A 19,247-nucleotide genomic window follows, 5' to 3' on the forward strand; every position below is an offset into this window, starting at 1 on the left:
GGCGGCGCCATGGCGCTTACAACACCTTGTCCTGCCTGAAGGCGGCGATCTGCTGCTCGCTGTAGCCGAGCGCGGCCAGCACTTCCGCGTTGTGCTGGCCCAGCGCCGGGCCCATCCATTTGGTGTGGCCCGGCGTGGCCGACAGTTTGGGCGAGATGGCCGGTAACTTGACGGGCGTGCCGTCCGGGAAATGGTGCTGCTCGAACATATCGCGCGCCAGGAATTGCGGGTCGCTCATCATGTCGCGCACCGAATAGATCTTGCTGGCCGGGACGTCGGCCGCTTTCAGCACGGCCAGTGCGCCGTCGATATCCTGGGTGTCGCACCAGGACTGGATGGCGTGGTCGATCTCGGCCGTGCGCGGCACGCGGCCATCGTTGCGGGCCAGTTGCGGGTCGCCCGCCATGTCGATGCGGCCGATGGCCAGCATCAAGCGCTTGAAGATGGCGTCGCCATTGCCGGCGATGACGATGTTGTCGCCGTCGCGCGTGGTGTAGGTGTTCGATGGCACGATGCCGGGCAGCGCGCCGCCCGTGCGCTCGCGGATCACGCCAGCCTGGTCGTATTCCGGCACCAGCGATTCCATCAGGTTGAACACGGATTCGTACAGCGCCACGTCCACCATCTGGCCCTCGCCGCGCTCGCGCCCGCCGGTGGCGTCGCGGTGGCGCAGCGCCATCATGGCGCCGATCACGCCATGCAAGGCGGCCACGGAATCGCCGATCGAGATGCCCACCCGCAACGGCGGCCGGTCCGGGAAGCCGGACACGTAGCGCAGCCCGCCCATCGATTCGCCCACGGCGCCAAAGCCGGGCAAGTCCTTCATGGGTCCGGTCTGGCCAAAGCCGGACAGGCGCACCATGATGGTGGCCGGGTTGACGGCCTTGAGCTGCTCGTAGCCGAGCTCCCACTTCTCCAGCACGCCGGGCCGGTAATTCTCGATGATGATGTCCGCCTCCAGCGCCAACTGGCGGGCGATGGCGCGGCCGCGCTCATCCTTCATGTTGAGCGTGACGCTTTTCTTGTTGCGCGCCTGCACCGACCACCACAGCGAAGTGCCATCCTTGAGCACGCGCCACTGGCGGATCGGGTCACCGCCATCGGGCGCTTCGATCTTGATTACTTCGGCACCGAACTCGGCCAGCATGCGGGCGCAGAACGGTCCCGCGATCAGGGTGCCCAATTCCAGGACTTTGATGCCGGCCAGCGGCCCGGCCAGGTTCGGTGCGGATGTCGTCATGAGGTGGTGTGGGGGTCAGGTTGGCTCAGGTGGCGTCAGGTACTGCGGCGGTCCAGCATGGCGCGCGCGATGGTGCCCGCATCGACGTACTCCAGCTCGCCGCCGACGGGCACGCCGCGCGCCAGACGGCTCACTTTCAGGCCGCGCGCCTTCAGCATTTCGCTGATGTAGTGCGCGGTCGCCTCGCCTTCATTGGTGAAATTGGTGGCCAGCACCACTTCGCTGACGACGCCATCGTTGGCGCGCGCCACCAGCTTTTCCAAATGGATGTCCTTGGGGCCGATGCCGTCCAGCGGCGACAGCCGGCCCATCAGCACAAAGTACAAGCCCTTGTAGGTCAGGGTCTGTTCGATCATCAGCTGGTCGGCCGGGGTTTCCACCACGCACAGCAGGCGGCGGTCGCGCTGCTCATCGTCGCAGGTGTCGCACACGTCCTCTTCCGTGAACGTGTTGCACAAGGCGCAGTGGTGTACCGCCTCCACCGCCTGGTGCAAGGCGCGCGACAGCATGTCGGCCCCTTCGCGGTCGTGCTGCAGCAAGTGAAAGGCCATGCGCTGGGCCGACTTGGGGCCGATGCCCGGCAGGCGGCGCAACGCTTCCGTCAGAAATTCAAGCGACTTGGACATCGCGTCACGCCTGGCGGAACGCGCTCAGGGCATCGACCGTCATGGTGGGCACGAATTCCGTGATCTGGTAGCTGGCCATGCCGGCCTCGTTGAACGGATCGAGTTCGATCACGGCCTCGATGTCGGCCCGGCTGTCGGCCGTGGCCAGGATCACGCCGCCGGTGCGCGGCACCATGCGGCCCGACATGAGGAACATGCCATTGTCGTACTGCTCACGCAAATACTCCCGGTGAGCACCGAGCAGCGCATCGATCTGATCCGCCGGCTTCAAATACGTGAGCGTGATGATGAACATGGCAGTCGGTATGGCTTAGAAAGGCATCTTGAAGCCGGCCGGCAGGTTCATGCCCGCCGTCAAGCCACCCATTTTCTCGGCGGAAGTCGCTTCGGCCTTGCGCACGGCGTCATTGAAGGCGGCCGCCACCAGGTCTTCCAGCATGTCCTTGTCGTCGGCCAGCAGCGACGGGTCGATCGAGACGCGCTTCACGTCGTTCTTGCAGGTCATCACGACCTTGACCAGGCCGGCACCGGACTGGCCTTCCACTTCGATCAGCGCCAGTTGGTCCTGGGCCTTCTTCATGTTGTCCTGCATCGCTTGCGCCTGTTTCATCAGGCCGGCCAGTTGGTTCTTCATCATGGTGGAATGCTCCGTCAATTAAGGGATGTTAGATTAGTCAATTCGCGGCCGGCGCCGTTTGCGGCGGCGGCACAATCGAGCCCGGCACGACGAAGGCGCCGAACTCGCGGATCATGTTGTTTACAAAGGGATCGTTGGCGACGGTTTCCTCGGCGGCGCGCTGGCACGCCTCGCGGAAGGCCTGCGCTTCCGCGCTGGCCGTGTACCAGGCCGGACCCAGTTCCGCGTCCACGCGTACGGCACGCCCGAAGCGTTCCGTCAACGCCACCGTCAGTTTTTCCACGTTGCCGGGCGTGCGCCAGGTTTCAATCGGCACTTTCAGCTTGAACACGGCGGCGTTGCCATCGATGGTGCAGCTGATCAGTTCGGCTTGCATGGCCAGTTGTTGGGCCACACCGCGCAATGGCAAGGCGGCCGCCACGGCCGGCCAGTTGCCGTCCCAGTTCAGTTCCGGCACCGGCGTGATCACGTAGGCATAAGGCGCCTTGGCGGGCTGCGGCGCGGGACGGGCCGACGGCGCCGCCTGCTGCTGCTGGCCGCCGGGGCCGCTTGGTGCGCTGGCTGCGGCCATCTCACCGGCATCGGCCGGCCCATTCATGGCCACGGCCGTATCGTCGGAAAACTCCGTTACCCAGGGTGGCAGGTCGTCCTCAGGATCGGCCTGCTTGGCGGCTGGCGGCGCGTATTGTTGCGGTGCCGGCTGCGCGTATGGTTGCTGCGGACGCGGTGCAGCCTGTTGCGGCGCGATCTGACGTACTGGCGCTTCCAGTACGGCCGTGTTGCCATCGGCGGCCATGGATGGCGGCATGTCTTCCCACGGCGCCGGGCCGCGCGTGGCGGCAGGCGTGGTGGCTGCAGGCGTCGCTGCCGCCTGCGGCGTCATCGCCGTGGCTGACGCGGCCGCCCCGATCGAAGCGTAAGGTGCGGGCGACGCGGCGGCCGACGATGCGGTCGATGAATAAGGGGCTGACGATGCCGCGGCTGATGGCACAGCTGGCAAATAAGACGCGGGCGCTGCCGGAGCCGACGGCGCAGAGGCGGCTGGCGCGAATGCGGACGGTGCGGATGCGGACGGTGCGCCAACAGTTGGTGCGGCCGATGCGGTTGCGGACGGCGCGGCAGCTACTGGCACGGCCGCGGGCGCTGCGGCCGGCGCCGCTGCAGCTGGAGCAGGCGCGCTGGCTGGTGGCAGCGGACGACCTCCGCCCGAGGCTGCCTTGGAGGCGGCGCGCGCCGCTTCCAGCGCCGCGTTGATGGCGGCGCGGGCCGGGCTGACAGGCCCGCTCGACGCGGCCGGCGCAGGCGCATGCGTGACGGCCTGCGGCATCGCGGCGGCCGGTGGCACAGCGGCGGGCTGCGGCACCGGCACGGCGGACGGCATGGCTGCGGGCGGCGCTGCCGCAAATGCGGTCGCGTCGCCTGCGCCCTGCTCCGTCCACGCGGCGGCGGCCGGATGATCGGCCGATGGCGCAGGTGCGGCTTGCGGCGCGGTGGACGCTGGTGCGGCCTGCGGAGCGAATTGTTGTGCCGGCGCGGACGGCTGCGCCATTGGCGCGACCGCGTCGGCGCGGGCCATGGTGGCGTCGGCGCGCGCCATGGCGGCGGCAGCACCGGCCACGACGGCAGGCGGCGTCACGCTGGCATGGCTGGCGTTGACATGCGCGGCCGCGCGCGCGGCCGGTGCGGCGGCAGCACGGGCCGCGGCCACGGCGGCCGGACGCGACATGGCCGGCGCGGCGGCGGGCACACCTTCGGCGCCGCCTACGCCGGGCCGAAAGGCCAGCATGCGCAGCAGCGTCATCGAGAAGCCCGCGTATTCATCGGGCGCCAGGCCCAGTTCATTACGGCCGTGGACAGCGATCTGGTAATACAACTGCACTTCTTCCGCGTCGAAGGCGGCGGCCAGGCGGGTAATGTCGGCATACTCGGGCAAATCCGACGGCAACGCGGCCGGCACCGTTTGCGCCAGCGCGATCCGGTGCAGCAAGGTGCCCAGGTCCTGCAAGGCGCCGTTGTAGGACAGGCTGCGGGTAGCCATTTCATCGGCCACGGCCAACAGGTCGGCGCCATCCTGGTTGGCCAGCGCGTCGAGCAGGCGCACCAGGTAGGATTGGTCGAGCGCGCCCAGCATGCCTTGCACGGCGTCCAGCGTCACTTCGCCGGCCGCGTAGGCGATGGCTTGATCCGTCAGCGACAGCGCGTCGCGCATGGAACCGTGGGCGCCCTGCGCCAGCAGACGCAAGGCCGGCTGTTCAAAGCTGATACCTTCCTGGCCGAGGATATTGTCCAGGTGGCTGATGATGTGGCCGGGCGGCATCTGCTTGAGGTTGAACTGCAGGCAGCGCGACAGCACCGTCACGGGAATTTTTTGCGGGTCGGTGGTGGCCAGGATGAACTTGACGTGCTCGGGCGGTTCCTCCAGCGTCTTCAGCATCGAGTTGAAGGCGTGGTTGGTCAGCATGTGCACCTCGTCGATCATGTAGACCTTGAAGCGGGCATTGGACGGCGCGTACACGGCCTGCTCCAGCAACTGCGCCATCTCATCGACGCCACGGTTGGATGCCGCATCCATCTCTATATAGTCAACGAAGCGGCCGGCGTCGATCGCGGTGCACGCCTCGCACACGCCGCACGGGGTGGCGGTGATGCCGCCGTTGCCGTCCGGGCCGATGCAATTGAGCGATTTGGCCAGGATGCGCGACAGCGTGGTCTTGCCCACGCCACGGGTGCCGGTGAACAGATACGCATGGTGCAGGCGGCCGCTGTGCAGCGCATGCGTGAGCGCGCGCACGACGTGCTCCTGGCCGACGAGCGTTTCGAAGTTCCGGGGGCGGTATTTACGGGCGAGGACTTGATAGGACATGCTGGAATTTTACCGTAGATAGCTGGGGTGCGGGCGGTCCGGCGCCGCCTGCACGCCGGGAACATGCGCCGCGTCAGCGGGCGCACCAAAGGGGCAATTGTAACAAGCCGCTACCGGCTTGGCTAACAGCTTGGTTCACGGCCCGGGCCAGGGCGGTCATTTATTTTGACACGATGACGGCGCGCCGGCCTGCGCGGCCCGTCTACGGTGGCGACGGACGCAAAAAAAGCTGCCGCAGCAGCTTTTTGATGACGCACATATCAATACAAATATGAATACGAAGGAGGCGAGCCTGATCTGCGGCACTTATGGTGAACGGCCGTGGCTGCTTCGTTCCCGACCTGACCAGGTTAGCCATGCCACAATGCGCAGGGGCCCGCCAGCCGCCATTATACCCGACCCATCGCCCTCGTGGGAAGGGATGGCTGACAGGCCCGAAATTACAGCCCCAACTGCTGCCAGATGTCATCCACCCGCGCCTTCACGGCCGGCGTCATGGTGATGGTGGTGCCCCATTCGCGGCTGGTCTCGCCTGGCCACTTGTTGGTGGCGTCAATCCCCATCTTGCTGCCCAGGCCACTCACGGGGGAAGCGAAATCCAGGTAATCGATGGGCGTGTTATCGACCAGCGTGGTATCGCGCGTAGGATCGACGCGGGTGGTGATGGCCCAGATCACTTCCTTCCAGTCGCGGATATCGACATCCTCGTCCACCACCACGATGAACTTGGTATACATGAACTGGCGCAGGAAACTCCACACACCGAACATCACGCGTTTGGCGTGGCCCGCGTACTGTTTCTTGATCTGCACCACGGCCATGCGATAGCTGCAGCCTTCCGGCGGCAGATAGAAGTCCGTGATTTCCGTGAACTGCTTTTGCAGCAACGGCACGAACACTTCATTCAACGCCAGGCCCAGCACAGCCGGCTCATCAGGCGGCTTGCCCGTGTAGGTCGAGTGATAGATGGGATCACGGCGCATGGTGATGCGGTCGATCGTGAACACGGGGAAGGAATCCTGCTCATTGTAATAGCCGGTGTGGTCGCCATACGGCCCTTCCAGCGCGTGTTCGTAGCCGGACGGATGGTTCTCATCCGGATAGATATGGCCTTCCAGCACGATCTCGGCCGACGCCGGCACGCGCAACTCGCTGCCGATGGCTTTCACCAGCGCCGTGCGGCTGCCGCGCAGCAGGCCCGCGAATTGATATTCCGACAAGCTGTCTGGCACGGGCGTGACGGCGCCCAGGATGGTGGCCGGGTCGGCGCCCAGCGCCACGCACACGGGATAGGGCTTGCCCTTGCTCTGGATGGCGTGCTCGCGGAAGTCCAGCGCCCCGCCCCGGTGCGCCAGCCAGCGCATGATGACCTTGTTCGGCCCCAGCACCTGCTGGCGATAGATGCCCAGGTTCTGGCGCTTCTTATTAGGCCCCTTGGTGATCACCAGCCCCCATGTGATGAGCGGCGCCACATCGCCGGGCCAGCAGTGCTGGATCGGCAGGCGACTCAAGTCCACGTCGGCGCCCTCCCAAACGATCTCCTGGCACGGCGCGCCCCGCATTTCCTTGGGCGACATATCCCACACGGCCTTGACCAGCGAGCCCAGGCCCAGCAGATCCTTGAAATCGCGCGGCGGTTCCGGCTCCTTCAGGCGCGCCAGCACGTGGCCGATCTTGCGCAACTCACTGATATCCTCCGCGCCCATGCCCAGCGCCACGCGGCGCGTGGTACCGAACAGATTGGCCAGCACCGGCATGCTGTGGCCGGTCGGATTCTGGAACAGCAAGGCCGGTCCGCCGGCCCGCAAAGTGCGGTCGCACACCTCCGTCATCTCCAACATCGGCGAAACGGGTACGGAAACAGGCCTAAGTTCGCCTATTTGTTGAAGCTGAGAAATAAAATCTCGTAGATCCGAATATTTCATGTTTTTTTAATTTTTTTTGACAGTGAACCACATTGCTCAAAAATCCAGGACAAGTGATTGATTTTATTGGTTTTCCGCGTAATGCAAGCAAAAAAGTAAGATTTATAAGTTATAAGAGAAAAGTTCTTTAGTATTGACGTGATATAAAACGCCTTCTACAATTTGCCCTACTTGATGAGGACACGGCCCCTTGGCCCTTTTTAGTTGTCACTCAATCATTCACGGAGTCGGGGCTCCACATGACATTTTAAGGAGTGTTTTCAAAAGGCGTCTGCCTTACCCCCGAAAAAAGTTGTATTGCCACTGATCGAATACCACAGGGAAAGATCAGCTCAAGCAAGCAATGACGGCGTCCAACGCGCGCTCCCAGCGGCGACGGACGAAGGCTATTTCTGATGCACGGCATTGGCGACCCTATGGCTGCGTTCAACGCGGCGGGGGAGCGCTCGTTACGGACATTTCAGGGGAATTCTATGACTAATCGTTTTACCGAGGCAACAAAGCTTGCCCAACAACTGGCCAGCCAGCCAGCCGCGTGGTTCGCCACGACGCGCGTATCGGCCCGTGGTGTGCTCACGACCGCACAACACACTTTGACTGTATTGGGTATTTCGGCCCTGGTGGTCGTCGCTGTACTGTTCGCACGTCCTGAACTGGCCAAACAACTGAGCCAGAGCTTCCTGCAAGAACCGGCCGTCGAAGTGGCCGCCGTGGTCGCCCCACCGCTGTCGGAACTGATGGAAGCGCCCGCCGCCACGCCCGTGGTCAACAACGCGCCGCTGACGGCCGAGGAAAAGGCCCTGCTGGGCACGAAGAAGCAACAACAATGGGTGACCTCTTGGTTGTCCAAGCGCTACCGCGTGGCCGGCGACGCCGCCAACATGCTGGTATCGACAGCTTATTTGACGGCCCGTGAGATCAAGCTGGACCCGCTGCTGATCCTGGCCGTGATGGCCATCGAATCGGGCCTGAACCCGTTCGCGGAAAGCCCGGTCGGCGCGCAAGGCCTGATGCAGGTGATGTCGAAAGTGCATCACGACAAATTCCAGGAAATGGGCGGCGTGCAAGCGGCGCTCAATCCGGTGGCCAACATCCGCGTCGGCTCGCTGATCCTGAAGGATTACGTGACCCGTGGCGGCTCCGTGGAAGCGGGCCTGAAGACCTACGTGGGCGCCGCCGCCTTCGAAACGGACGACGGCTACGGTTCGCGCGTGCTGGCCGAGTACAACCGCCTGAAGCAGGTTTCGGCCGGCAAGAAAGTGCCGACCATCACCCCAATGATGGCCGCCGCCCCTGCGGTCCAGAAAGACCCGGCCGTGGCCAGCAACGACAAGCTCGGCAAGGCCGACACGCAGATCGCCGGCCTGTAAGCGCCCGCCCTGCCCTGCAGCATCCGAAGCCACCGTTCAGGTGGCTTTTTTTCGCCTGATAGAATGGGCGACGCATAGAATTGGGGACGGCGACCATCCCTCATGATTAGTTTATTGCTATGATTGTATTTCTATGAAAATTGTCCACATCACCAACTGGAACGAATTCGTATCATTGACGTCCGAATGCGACGGCTGGGCCTTTCGCGGCTTGCCTGACGCCGACTGGCAATTGAAGAGTTCGCTTTCGCGCTATCTGCAAAGTTTTGTGCCGGATACGGCATCGTGGCGCCAACGCGAAGAGCGCGCGCTGCGGATATTCCGGCGCAAGGCCCATATCTATCTACCCGACGCCGGCGTGCTGATCGACGATTTCCGTTGCCTGGCCCTGATGCAACACCATGGCGCCCCCACCCGCCTGCTGGATTTCACCAAGTCGCCGTTTGTCGCGGCCTTTTTCGCACTGTATCGGACCACCAAGAGCTCGGCGGTGTTCGCCCTCGATACACCGACGCTGTGGCGCGCCGCGCCATCGAATGATGTGAGCTTGCGGCGCGAATTAATCGACCCGCGCATCAATGGCAATTTTGAGCGCTACTTCGCCAGCAACGACAAGGACGTGATCTGGGTCGGTGAACCGGAGGAAATGGATCGCCGCTTGGTGGCACAGTCCGGCACCTTTGTGATGCCGGGCGTGCTCGACAAGCCACTGGACGACATCATCCAGCGCTACGAATCCGGTGGCGCGCTGATCAAGAAATTCATCCTGCCCCCGTCGATCCGGGAAGAAGCGATGCTGTCGCTGTACCGGATGAACATCACGCACGCGACGCTGTTCCCCGACCTTGACGGTTTGGCCCGTTCAATCGGCTATGAACTGGAGATCACCTGGCCGGGCAATAGAGCGTCCTGAATGCAGACGAGGACGTGGACGCCCTCTCGCTGATCCCCTTCAGGCCAACACCGTGTAGATGGTCTTGGCCGCCAGTCCCACCATGAACATCCCAAATATTTTCCGCAGCAGGGGCGTCGGCAGCAGTGTCGCCGCCTTGACCCCCAACTTGGACGCGACGATCGAGCAGACGCTCATGACCAGCAGCGCATACAGGTCGATATAACCCCAGCGCCAGTCATGTGGCGAGCCGGCGGTAATGCCGAAGCCGATGATGGCGCCCAGCGAGATAGGCAAGATCACGCCGGTCGCGGTGCCGATGGCCTTGCGCAGCGACAGACCGACATGGCTCAGGTAGAACGTGATCACGGACGCCCCCCCCATGCCGGCCAAGGAATACGCTACGCCCGATAGCAAGCCCGCCAGGATATGAAAGCGCAGAAAGCGCGGTGACTCCGTTGTCGATTGTTCCTTCTGCATCAGCAATTTGGCGCCGAAGTACGCCAGCATCAGCGACAAACCCAGAGCAAGCCAGGCTCCCGGGATACGGGTGGCCAGCAACGCGCCGATGGTGGCCCCCACCCCGGCGGGGAAAAACAGCTTCTTCAGCCAGGGCAGATCAACGTTGTCCCGCTGCCAATGGCTGAGGAAGGAGGAGAGGCCGGTGAACGCCATCGTCGCCAACGAGGTGCCAAAGGCCAGCCGTATCGCTTCGGTGGCCTCCACGCCTCCACTCTTGTACATATAGATAAGCACCGGGATAACGATGGCACCGCCACCGATGCCAAACATGCCAGCCAAGAAACCAGCCGCACTCCCTACTAAAATCAAATGAACTAGCATCTAAACTTTCGCCTCCAATAATAATCAGACCTCCGGGCCGGCGCGTCGCGCCAGCACGACTTCAGGCCGGGATGAATTCTTCGGCCTGGATGCCGCTGCGCCGGGAGGGATGCCAACATTTCTTGTAGACGCCATTGACGATGGTGGGGAGGGGCAGTGTCCTGGCACGGTAATCCGTATTAAAGTGCCCGCCACGCGATTCTTTACGCAGCGAAGCGCTATGCAGTATCAGGTAGGCGGCGTCGTGGATATTCTGGGCGCGCAAGGCTTGTCCGTAGGGCAGCAGACTCGGTGCCAACTGCATGGTTTCCAGCTGGCGCAGGCCGGCTGCGATGCCATCGCGACTGCGGACGATGCCGGCATGATCCCACAGCGTTGCGCGCAGGGCTGGCAGCATTGACAACGACAAACGCGTTTCTATGACGGCCGGCAAGCGGATCGAGGCTTGCTTACTGTCCGTCACGATGGCGCCGGAGAGCGCCTCGGCGCAGGCCTTGCCCATCACCACGCATTCAAGCAGAGAATTGCTGGCAAGGCGATTGGCGCCATGCAGGCCACAGTTGGCCACCTCCCCAATAGCGAACAGACCGGCAACGCTGGTTTGCCCATGCAGATCGGCCGCGATGCCGCCACAGGTGTAATGGGCGGCCGGCGACACCGGCACTCGGGTGCTCGACATGTCACGCTGGTAGCGCCGCGTCAACTCCACTAGATTGGGGAAGTGATGCTCGACAAACTGCCTTCCCTTATAAGAGATGTCGAGCCAGACATAAGGCGATTGGTGCGCAGCCATTTCCGAATAGATGGCGCGCGCGACGATGTCGCGCGGCGCCAACTCTTCCTGGGACGAATATTTCGCCATGAAGCGCTCATTGGCGATATTGTATAAATGCCCGCCTTCGCCACGCACCGCTTCGGTGATCAGGCTGACGACTTGCTGGTCGACCTGAAACGCGGTTGGATGGAACTGCACGAATTCCAGGTTTTCCACCGTCGCGCCGGCACGCCAGGCCATAGCGATCGCTTCGCCTTTGCTGGCGTGCGGATTCGTCGCATAGGGATACAAGCCGGTGATGCCGCCGGCAGCCAACACCACGTTCGATGCGTTGAATACGGCGACGTCGCCGTCCGAGAGGCTTTGCGCAATCAGCCCCGTGACACGGTCACCGTCCGAAATCAGTTCCACCGCCTCATATTGACGGATCCAGGTCACATTGGGCAGCAAGGCCACTTTGGCCTGCAGTGTCTGCATGATGCCCCGTCCCGTCATGTCATCGACGTGGGCCACCCGACGTTCCGAATGGCCGCCTTCGCGCGTTAAATGTATATCGTTGTTTTCACGGGTAAAGGGCACCCCCATATCGATGAGCCATTGCAGAACGGAGGTACCCGCGCTAACGATGTCACGCACGACTTGTTCGTTGCACAGTCCATCGCCGGCGGCGAGCGTGTCCTTGACGTGTTTGTCGAAATCATCCTCTTCTGAGAAGACCGCCGATATGCCGCCCTGCGCCCAATAACTGGACGGCTCGTCGAATTTATTACGTGAGATAACACCGACTTTAATACTGACGGGAATATTCAATAATAATGTTAATGCAGCCAGTCCCTCGCCAACCACCAATAGATCAAATTTCATTTTCTCGCCTATTTTTAAAATTATCTAACCGTAAAAAAGCTGCTTCGCTACCATGCTGCCAGCCTGGATCCGCAGTAAAATCAAAATAGCAAGGCGCATGCCTGCGCGAAAATGAATCATAATTTTCTTTTAAGTACTTGTTTATATTGTAATTTTATTTTAACAATATTTCTTTTTTATAAAAATTAGACCAATAAGTTGGACGATTATTTAGGTTGCAGTCTTAGATATTGGAAGCGCCCTCCCCGCACCGTCTTAGCGTGGGGCGGCCCATGAAAAAAGCCACCGCAGGTTGCCCTGGGGTGGCTCTCGTCTGACGGGCTGGCCCGTACTGCTTAGCGCTTCTTGTCCGCCGCCACTTCGTCGGGACGGATCTTGGCGGCCAGCTTGTCCAGCACGCCGTTGACATACTTGTGGCCGTCGATACCGCCGAACGACTTGGTCAGCTCCACCGCCTCGTTGATGACGACGCGGTACGGGATTTCCAGGTTGTTCTTCAGCTCGAACGCGCCGATCAGCAGCACAGCGTGCTCCACGGGCGACAATTCATTGATGCCGCGGTCGACCAGCGGGGCGAACGTGTCGCGCAGCGCCACGGAATCCTTGATCGCGCCATACAGCAGTGCGCTGAAATGGTCGCCATCGGCCTTGTCGAAGCCATGCGCGCCGCGGATGTTGTTGACGATGGTGGTCGCGTCTTCATTGTTCAGCAGCCACTGATACAGACCCTGCAACGCAAACTCGCGCGCGCGGTGGCGCGGCGTACGGTTCTTGCTAGGGTTGGCGTGCAAAGTTTTCTCTGTCATGGTTTCCTACCTGTTCTCATTACTTACACTACAAACTACAAATGCGGCCCCGCGCCCGCTTGTGGCAGGCGCGGCGTGCCGTTCTTACTCTTCTTCGTCGCCGTCCTGGTTCAGTTCTTCCAGCGCGATGGCCAGGTTGGCCATCTCGACGGCCACGCGGGCCGCGTCGGCGCCCTTGACGGCCATACGCACTTCCGCCTGCTCGTCGTTCTCGGTGGTCAGCACGGCGTTGGCGATGGGGATGCCATAGTCCAGGCCGATGCGGGTGATGCCGGCGCCCGACTCATTCGAGACCAGCTCGAAGTGGTAGGTTTCACCGCGAATCACGGCGCCCAGGGCGATCAGGGCGTCGAACTGCTGGGATTCCGCCATCTTTTGCAGGATCAGCGGGATTTCCAGCGCGCCCGGCACGGTCACGTGCAGCACGTCTTCATCGGCGACGCCCAGGTGCTTGAGCTCGGCCAGGCAGGCCGACAGCAAGCCGTGGCACACGTCTTCGTTGAAACGGGCCTGGACGATACCGACGCGCAAACCGTCGCCGGACATATTGGTTTCGTAGCTACCTACGGTCATGGCATACCTCTTCTTGATGTTGGGTGATATAGCTGGGGTGTTATTGCTGCGGCTTGGTCATGTAGCCGGTCACTTCCAGGTTGAAGCCTGTCATCGACGGCATCTTGCGTGGGCTGGCCAGCAGCTGCATCTTGCACACACCCAGGTCGCGCAGGATCTGAGCGCCGATGCCGTAGCTGCGCAAGTCCATGCTGGCAGCACGGCCTTTCGGCTTGGTTTCCGGCTGGTCCAGCGCCGCGAACTGGGCGAACAGCTGGTCGGCCGTCTCCTCGCAGTTCAGCAGCACGATCACGCCACGGTCGGCGGCCTTGATGGCGGCCAGCGAGGACGAGATGTTCCACGAGTGGGTGGTGGCTTCCGATTCCAGCAAGTCCAGGATGGAAACCGGCTGGTGCACGCGCACCAGCGCTTCCTTGCCCGGGCCCATTTCGCCATGCACCAGCGCCAGGTGGGCCGAACCGCTCGGCTTGTCGCGGAACGCGATCATGCGGAAGCTGCCCTGCGCCGTGTGCAACGGACGCTCGGCGATGCGCTCGACCAGGCTTTCGTTCTGGCTGCGGTAGTGGATCAGGTCGGCGATGGTGCCGATCTTCAGGCCGTGTTCCTTGGCGAATTCCAGCAAGTCCGGCAGGCGCGCCATGGTGCCGTCGTCCTTCATGATCTCGCAGATCACGGAGGCCGGGGTCAGGCCGGCCATGGCCGTCAGGTCGCAACCGGCTTCCGTATGGCCGGCGCGCATCAGCACGCCACCCTTTTGGGCTTTCAACGGGAAGATGTGGCCGGGCTGCACGATATCGGTCGGCAGCGTGTCCTTGGCCACGGCCACCTGGATGGTCTTGGCGCGGTCGGCGGCGGAAATGCCGGTCGTCACGCCTTCGGCCGCTTCAATGGAAACGGTGAAGTTGGTGCCGAACGCGGTGCCGTTACGGGTCGACATCATCGACAGGTTCAGCTGGTCGCAGCGTTCTTCGGTCAGGGTCAGGCAAACCAGGCCGCGCGCGTGCTTGACCATGAAGTTGATCGCCTCCGGCGTGACGAAATCGGCCGCGAGCACCAGGTCGCCCTCGTTTTCGCGGTCTTCTTCATCCACCAGTATCACCATGCGGCCAGCGCGCAGTTCGGCGACGATTTCTTCGGTGCTGGAAATTGACATTTTTAATCCTTAGTAGCTGAGCAAGAACTTTTCTTAACCTGCTATTTTAAAGGATTTTGGCCCCATCCATCCGGCCAAACTGCCTTTTATCCCGCTCTAATGGTGTGCTTCTTCAGTTTTAGCACGCCGCCTACCCACCAATTCGCTGTCTTCGGGCCGCATTTTCCGGCTTTCACACCAGCACCTGCCGGGTCTGGCGCAAAAACGCGTGCACTTGCGCCTCGATGGCTGGTTCCACCATCGTCACCGGGCGCCGCCCGTGCGGGCACGGCAGGCTGGGCGTGGTGCCGAACAGGCGGCAGATCAGGGGCCGCTCGGCGTAAGCGCCGCAGCCGGACGGTTGCAAATGCGGACAACTCCACTCGGCCAGCGCCCGCTCGCGCTCGGCGGCACTACGTTCAGGCAGGCGCGCCATTTCCTCGCTGGACGCGGTGACGGGGCCGCAACAGTCATGGCAACCAGGCACACATTCGAAGGCAGGGATGCGGCGGCGCAGGAAGCGCAATGCGTAGACGCGGTCGTTCATGGCTGGCGTGAGACAAAAATCATTATCATCCTATGATAATAGGAACATCATAAAAAGCAGGTAAAATGGCAGCCCGAGTAACATCAGGGCAGCCCGCCGAAGTATCTCATCCATGCATAATCCCCAGCGCGACGACGAAATTACCCTGCCACCCCGCTTTGAAGACGTGATCGCGGACAGTGCCGGCCTGCCATTCACCTACGATTACGGCGACATGCGCACGCTGCATTTCGACGAGCGCTTCATCCAGAGCGCCATGCGCATCTCCCAGCCCGACGAACTACTGCTGAGCTACACGCGCGCCATGATGGGCTTTTTGTTGTTCCAGCCGCAACCGCGCCACATCCTCATGATAGGCCTGGGCGGCGGTTCGCTGGCCAAATATTGCTACCGCCATTTGCCCGACAGCCGCATCACCGTGGTGGAACTGGACCCGGCCATTATCGCCCTGCGCGACCGCTTCCATGTGCCCGACAACAATGAACGCTTCCAGGTGATCCAGGCCGATGCCGTCGATTATGTGGCCACGCTGCGGGAATCGGTCGACGTCTTGGTGCACGATGGCTACGGCCCCGACGGCCTGCCCGCCCCGCTCAGCGCCACGCCTTTCTACCGCCAGTGCCTGAAAGCACTCACGCCCGGCGGCGTACTGGTATCGAACCTGTGGGGCGAGGACCTGGACTTGCTGCCGGCCATGCAGCGGCTGCACAGTGTGTTCGACGCCAAATTGTGGTGGTGCCACGCCCAGCACTGCCTGAACCGCATCGTCTTCTCCTGCAAGGACATCGATGTCGACGCGTTCCAGTCCAACCTGGCGCGCCGCGCCGTGCAGCAAGATTTACGGCACAGCGAACTGGGGCTGTGCCATGTGGCGCAGAACCTGTCCACCTCGGCTGGCCGCAGCCAGGCCGATTTCGACGCCATCGCCGGCAATGACATGTACGCCGCCTACATGGGCGATCACGCCGCCGGCTGAAGGACGGGCTTGCGGCTTGCGAGCTTGGGGCTTGGGGCTCGCGGCTTGCGGGAGGTTGACAATCCCACCCTATTTTGCCGCCTCAGGCGTGCTTGCGAAAGCGGCGCCAGCGCACCAGCACGTCATCCAACACGGGGATGATGGCCAGCGCCAGCAATAACGCCGACAGTGGCACGGTCGAGGCGAAACCGATGTGTTTGAAGCCCAGCGCGCCCACCACGCCACCCACGAAGAACATGCTCAACAGTGCGATCAGCAGTTTCAACCGTTCGCGGTTGGCCATCACCTTGGGCATGGCCGTATGGTCCTGTTCCATATTCCAGTAGACCAGCTTGCCCAACTCAATGCCCAGGTCCGTCACCAGACCGGTGACGTGGGTGGTGCGGATCTCGGACTTGGAAATCTTGGTGATGATGGCGTTCTGCAGCCCCATGATGTAGCACAGCAGCATGACGGTGACAGGCACGAACAGCCCCATCTGCAGCGATAGATTCGCGCCCAGCAAACCGAAACCCAGCAACAGAGCCGCTTCCAGCAGCAGCGACAGCGCGTACTCACTGTGCAAATGCTGGCGCCGGGCCCAGTTGATCAGGATGGCCGAACTGGCCGCGCCGGACAGGAAGGAGACAATAGCGCCCAGGCCGGACAAGGCCAGCGTCACATTGCCCAGCGCCAGATCGTCGGCCATCGACGACACCACACCCGTCATGTGTGAGGTATAGGTGCGCACGGCGAGAAAGCCGCCCGCGTTGGTGGCCCCCGCGACGAAGGTCAACACCAGGCCCAGCAACTGGTTCGCCTCGGAGGTGCGCTTTCTGCCGGACAGGCGGCGAAGAAACAGGATGGCCATAATCGATCGTCAACATTGCGCTGTCGGCAAGGCCGCAGCTTGAATACCAACAGGAACAACATACGACATCCGCAGCCTAACTGCTGGGAAAATCAGCTTTTGTGGCAAATTTACTTATTCTGCGCCACAAAAACACGCACACCGTATGCACATGATATTAACATCTAACGAGCATGGTGCGGACTTATCTGATCATTTCATGAGCAGGCCAGCATGATAATTCGATTACAATGCAGCTTTTGACTCGCCCATCTCCGCGCCATGGAAACCAAATCCGCCCGCCTGACGATATTGATCGATCCAGTGAAGAAGAAAGCGTTTGAAGAATTGTGCGCGGCACAGGACCTGACGCCGTCGCAAGTGGTGCGCCAGCTGATCCGTGGCTATCTGGACAAGCATGGCGTGTCCTACGCGACCAAGAGCAAAATCAAGGGCGTCCTCGTCAGCGACGACTGAACTTCCCTTTTCGGCCATACAAAACAATCGGGGACGTAACACAATTAGATGTGTTACGTCCCCGATGTCGTTAGCTGGCGGGCACAGCGTGCCCCACCACTCAGTTCGCCGTCTGCGTCACCGACAGCATGCGTTCCACGTAGCGGGCGATCAGGTCGATTTCCAGGTTGACCTTGGCGCCAGGCTTCAAATGCTTGAGCGTGGTCATGGCGATCGTGTGCGGGATCAGGTTGATGGAGAACTGGCACACCAGTTGCTCGCCGCTGCCGATGTCGGTCACGCGATTGACTGTCAGCGACACGCCGTTGACAACGATGGAACCTTTGAACGCCAGATATTTGGCCAAGTCGTGCGGCGCTTCGATCACCAGTTCCCAGGATTCGCCCACGGCTTCGAACTTGCGCACCACACCCAGACCATCGACGTGGCCCGACACCAGGTGACCGCCCAGGCGCTCGGCCAAGGTCAGCGCTTTTTCCAGGTTCACTTCCGTGGTCGTATCCAGGCCCACGGTGCAGTTCAGACTTTCGCGCGAGACATCGACCACGAAGCTGTCAGCGGTCTTTTCCACCACCGTCATGCAGGCGCCGTTAATGGCGATCGAGTCGCCCAGCGCGACGTCGGCCAGCGGCAGGCCGCCCGCGTTGACGTGCAGGCGCACACCCGCCTCCAGGCCGCCAGCCAGCGGCTGTACGGATTCAATTTTGCCGATGGCGGCGACGATTCCAGTAAACATGCGATACCAATCTTAAAGTGGGTTGAATCGGGCAAGGATACGCAAATCGGCACCGACTTGCTTAACCTCGTGAAATTTGAGCGTGTGCTTGCGCGACAAGTCCGTCAGCGCCGGCAAGGCGAACATGCCTTGCGCATCGCCCAGCAGCACGGGCGCCAGGTAGACCAGCAATTCGTCGACGCAGCCTTCCCGTATCAGCGAACCGTTGAGCTTGCCGCCGGCCTCCACATGCAACTCGTTGATCTGGCGCCGGCCCAGCTCGCGCATCAGTTCAGGCAAGTCGACCTTGCCGGCCGCGTTGGGCAGCATGATGATCTCGGCGCCGGCCGCGCGCAACGCCGCCTCCTTCTCCGGATCGGACACGGCGGCCACGATCCAGGTGCCGCCGCCTTCCAGCACGCGGGCCTTGGGATCGATGTCGAGCTTGCTATCGACGACGATGCGGCGCGGCTGGCGCGGCGTGTCCACGGCCCGCACATTGAGCTGGGGATCGTCCGCTTTGACGGTGCCGATGCCGGTCAGGATCGCGCATGCGCGGGCACGCCACGCGTGGCCGTCGGCGCGCGCTTCCGGCCCCGTGATCCACTGGCTCTGGCCGTTGTGCAGGGCCGTCATGCCATCCAGGCTGGCGGCCGACTTCATGCGCACCCACGGCAGGCCGCGCTGCATGCGCGAAAAGAAGCCGATATTCATTTCATGGGCCGCCTCGGCCAGCACGCCGGACGAGACGGCGATGCCGGCTGCCGCCAGCTTGGCCAGGCCCTGCCCCGCCACCAGCGGGTTGGGGTCTTCCATGGCGGCCACCACACGGCCCAGGCCGGCGCGCACCAGCGCATCGGAACAGGGCGGCGTGCGGCCGTAATGGTTGCAGGGCTCCAGCGTGACATAGGCGGTGGCGCCGCGCACGTCATGGCCACGGGCCTGGGCATCCTTGAGCGCCTGGATTTCCGCATGGTCGAAACCGGCCGCCTGGGTCACACCGGCGCCGATCACGTGGCCGTCGCGCACGATCACGCAACCAATGCGCGGATTGGGCGAGGTGGTGTACAAGCCTTTGGCGGCCCATTCCAGGGCCAGGGTCATGCCGTCGAGGTCGTTGCGTATTTCCATAGTCTTCCCGGCGCCGGCTCAGCGCC

At 62.4% G+C, this 19,247-nt stretch carries 18 protein-coding genes, 1 other RNA gene and 1 pseudogene; 4 read left to right on the forward strand and 16 right to left on the reverse strand.

The features are described 5' to 3' along the window. Positions 1-16: 16 nt before the first annotated feature. The 7 genes from H3H39_RS24935 to ubiD form a co-directional block, all read right to left on the reverse strand. Positions 17-1,240: a CaiB/BaiF CoA transferase family protein gene (locus tag H3H39_RS24935; RefSeq protein ID WP_182157104.1), complete on the reverse strand. Its 1,224-nt coding sequence runs from the start codon at positions 1,238-1,240 to the stop codon at positions 17-19. 35 nt (positions 1,241-1,275) lie between these two features. Beyond that, positions 1,276-1,866 carry a recombination mediator RecR gene (gene recR, locus H3H39_RS24940; RefSeq protein ID WP_182157105.1) on the reverse strand — a complete coding sequence of 197 codons (591 nt, stop codon included), beginning with the start codon at positions 1,864-1,866 and terminating at the stop codon, positions 1,276-1,278. 4 nt (positions 1,867-1,870) lie between these two features. Continuing rightward, positions 1,871-2,161, reverse strand: a complete 291-nt coding sequence (locus tag H3H39_RS24945) for a YciI family protein (protein WP_182157106.1) — start codon at positions 2,159-2,161, stop codon at positions 1,871-1,873. Between the two features lie 15 nt (positions 2,162-2,176). Continuing rightward, positions 2,177-2,503 (reverse strand): YbaB/EbfC family nucleoid-associated protein, encoded by a 327-nt coding sequence (locus H3H39_RS24950; RefSeq protein WP_182157107.1) that lies wholly within the window; start codon positions 2,501-2,503, stop codon positions 2,177-2,179. A gap of 37 nt (positions 2,504-2,540) precedes the next feature. Further along, positions 2,541-5,366 carry a DNA polymerase III subunit gamma/tau gene (gene dnaX / locus H3H39_RS24955; protein WP_182157108.1) on the reverse strand — a complete coding sequence of 942 codons (2,826 nt, stop codon included), beginning with the start codon at positions 5,364-5,366 and terminating at the stop codon, positions 2,541-2,543. 282 nt (positions 5,367-5,648) lie between these two features. Further along, an RNA gene (ffs, locus tag H3H39_RS24960) (signal recognition particle sRNA small type) lies at positions 5,649-5,747 on the reverse strand. A 59-nt stretch (positions 5,748-5,806) separates the two neighbouring features. Beyond that, complete coding sequence (ubiD, locus tag H3H39_RS24965) at positions 5,807-7,291, reverse strand: 4-hydroxy-3-polyprenylbenzoate decarboxylase (protein ID WP_182157109.1); 1,485 nt, start codon at positions 7,289-7,291, stop codon at positions 5,807-5,809. 473 nt (positions 7,292-7,764) lie between these two features. Between ubiD and H3H39_RS24970 the strand changes: the two genes are divergently transcribed. Next, entirely contained in the window at positions 7,765-8,661 is an 897-nt protein-coding gene (locus H3H39_RS24970; protein ID WP_182157110.1) for a lytic transglycosylase domain-containing protein, read from the forward strand. A gap of 133 nt (positions 8,662-8,794) precedes the next feature. Further along, a complete protein-coding gene (locus tag H3H39_RS24975; protein ID WP_182157111.1) occupies positions 8,795-9,574 on the forward strand; it encodes an FRG domain-containing protein in 780 nt (259 codons plus the stop codon). Positions 9,575-9,613: 39 nt separating this feature from the next. Here H3H39_RS24975 and H3H39_RS24980 read toward each other — a convergent pair whose 3' ends face one another. The 6 genes from H3H39_RS24980 to H3H39_RS25005 all read right to left on the reverse strand — a co-directional run bounded on the left by H3H39_RS24980 (position 9,614) and on the right by H3H39_RS25005 (position 15,093). Then, entirely contained in the window at positions 9,614-10,396 is a 783-nt protein-coding gene (locus H3H39_RS24980) for a sulfite exporter TauE/SafE family protein (RefSeq protein ID WP_182157112.1), read from the reverse strand. A gap of 61 nt (positions 10,397-10,457) precedes the next feature. Next, a complete protein-coding gene (gene nadB, locus H3H39_RS24985) occupies positions 10,458-12,035 on the reverse strand; it encodes an L-aspartate oxidase (protein ID WP_182157113.1) in 1,578 nt (525 codons plus the stop codon). 335 nt (positions 12,036-12,370) lie between these two features. Beyond that, positions 12,371-12,841 carry a transcription antitermination factor NusB gene (gene nusB / locus H3H39_RS24990; RefSeq protein ID WP_182157114.1) on the reverse strand — a complete coding sequence of 157 codons (471 nt, stop codon included), beginning with the start codon at positions 12,839-12,841 and terminating at the stop codon, positions 12,371-12,373. 84 nt (positions 12,842-12,925) lie between these two features. Further along, positions 12,926-13,414 carry a 6,7-dimethyl-8-ribityllumazine synthase gene (ribH, locus tag H3H39_RS24995; RefSeq protein WP_182157115.1) on the reverse strand — a complete coding sequence of 163 codons (489 nt, stop codon included), beginning with the start codon at positions 13,412-13,414 and terminating at the stop codon, positions 12,926-12,928. 40 nt (positions 13,415-13,454) lie between these two features. Then, positions 13,455-14,567, reverse strand: a complete 1,113-nt coding sequence (ribBA, locus tag H3H39_RS25000) for a bifunctional 3,4-dihydroxy-2-butanone-4-phosphate synthase/GTP cyclohydrolase II (protein ID WP_182157116.1) — start codon at positions 14,565-14,567, stop codon at positions 13,455-13,457. A gap of 172 nt (positions 14,568-14,739) precedes the next feature. After that, complete coding sequence (locus H3H39_RS25005) at positions 14,740-15,093, reverse strand: YkgJ family cysteine cluster protein (protein ID WP_182157117.1); 354 nt, start codon at positions 15,091-15,093, stop codon at positions 14,740-14,742. A gap of 112 nt (positions 15,094-15,205) precedes the next feature. On the opposite strand from H3H39_RS25005, the gene H3H39_RS25010 reads away from it, so the two are divergent. Next, positions 15,206-16,069 (forward strand): fused MFS/spermidine synthase, encoded by an 864-nt coding sequence (locus H3H39_RS25010; protein WP_182157118.1) that lies wholly within the window; start codon positions 15,206-15,208, stop codon positions 16,067-16,069. A 100-nt stretch (positions 16,070-16,169) separates the two neighbouring features. On the opposite strand, the pseudogene H3H39_RS25015 reads toward H3H39_RS25010, so the two are convergent. Continuing rightward, positions 16,170-16,919, reverse strand: a pseudogene (locus H3H39_RS25015) (YoaK family protein); the annotation flags it as partial. A 261-nt stretch (positions 16,920-17,180) separates the two neighbouring features. Here H3H39_RS25015 and H3H39_RS25020 point away from each other — a divergent pair. Next, entirely contained in the window at positions 17,181-17,375 is a 195-nt protein-coding gene (locus H3H39_RS25020; protein ID WP_182157120.1) for a ribbon-helix-helix protein, read from the forward strand. 100 nt (positions 17,376-17,475) lie between these two features. On the opposite strand, the gene H3H39_RS25025 is transcribed toward H3H39_RS25020, so the two are convergent. Beyond that, positions 17,476-18,111, reverse strand: coding sequence for a riboflavin synthase (locus tag H3H39_RS25025; RefSeq protein WP_182157121.1), 636 nt, complete (start codon positions 18,109-18,111; stop codon positions 17,476-17,478). Positions 18,112-18,123: 12 nt separating this feature from the next. Then, a complete protein-coding gene (gene ribD, locus H3H39_RS25030) occupies positions 18,124-19,221 on the reverse strand; it encodes a bifunctional diaminohydroxyphosphoribosylaminopyrimidine deaminase/5-amino-6-(5-phosphoribosylamino)uracil reductase RibD (protein WP_182157122.1) in 1,098 nt (365 codons plus the stop codon). Positions 19,222-19,247: the final 26 nt, after the last annotated feature.

Origin of the sequence: Rugamonas apoptosis, assembly GCF_014042355.1 — a bacterium.
GTDB lineage: Bacteria > Pseudomonadota > Gammaproteobacteria > Burkholderiales > Burkholderiaceae_D > Rugamonas > Rugamonas apoptosis.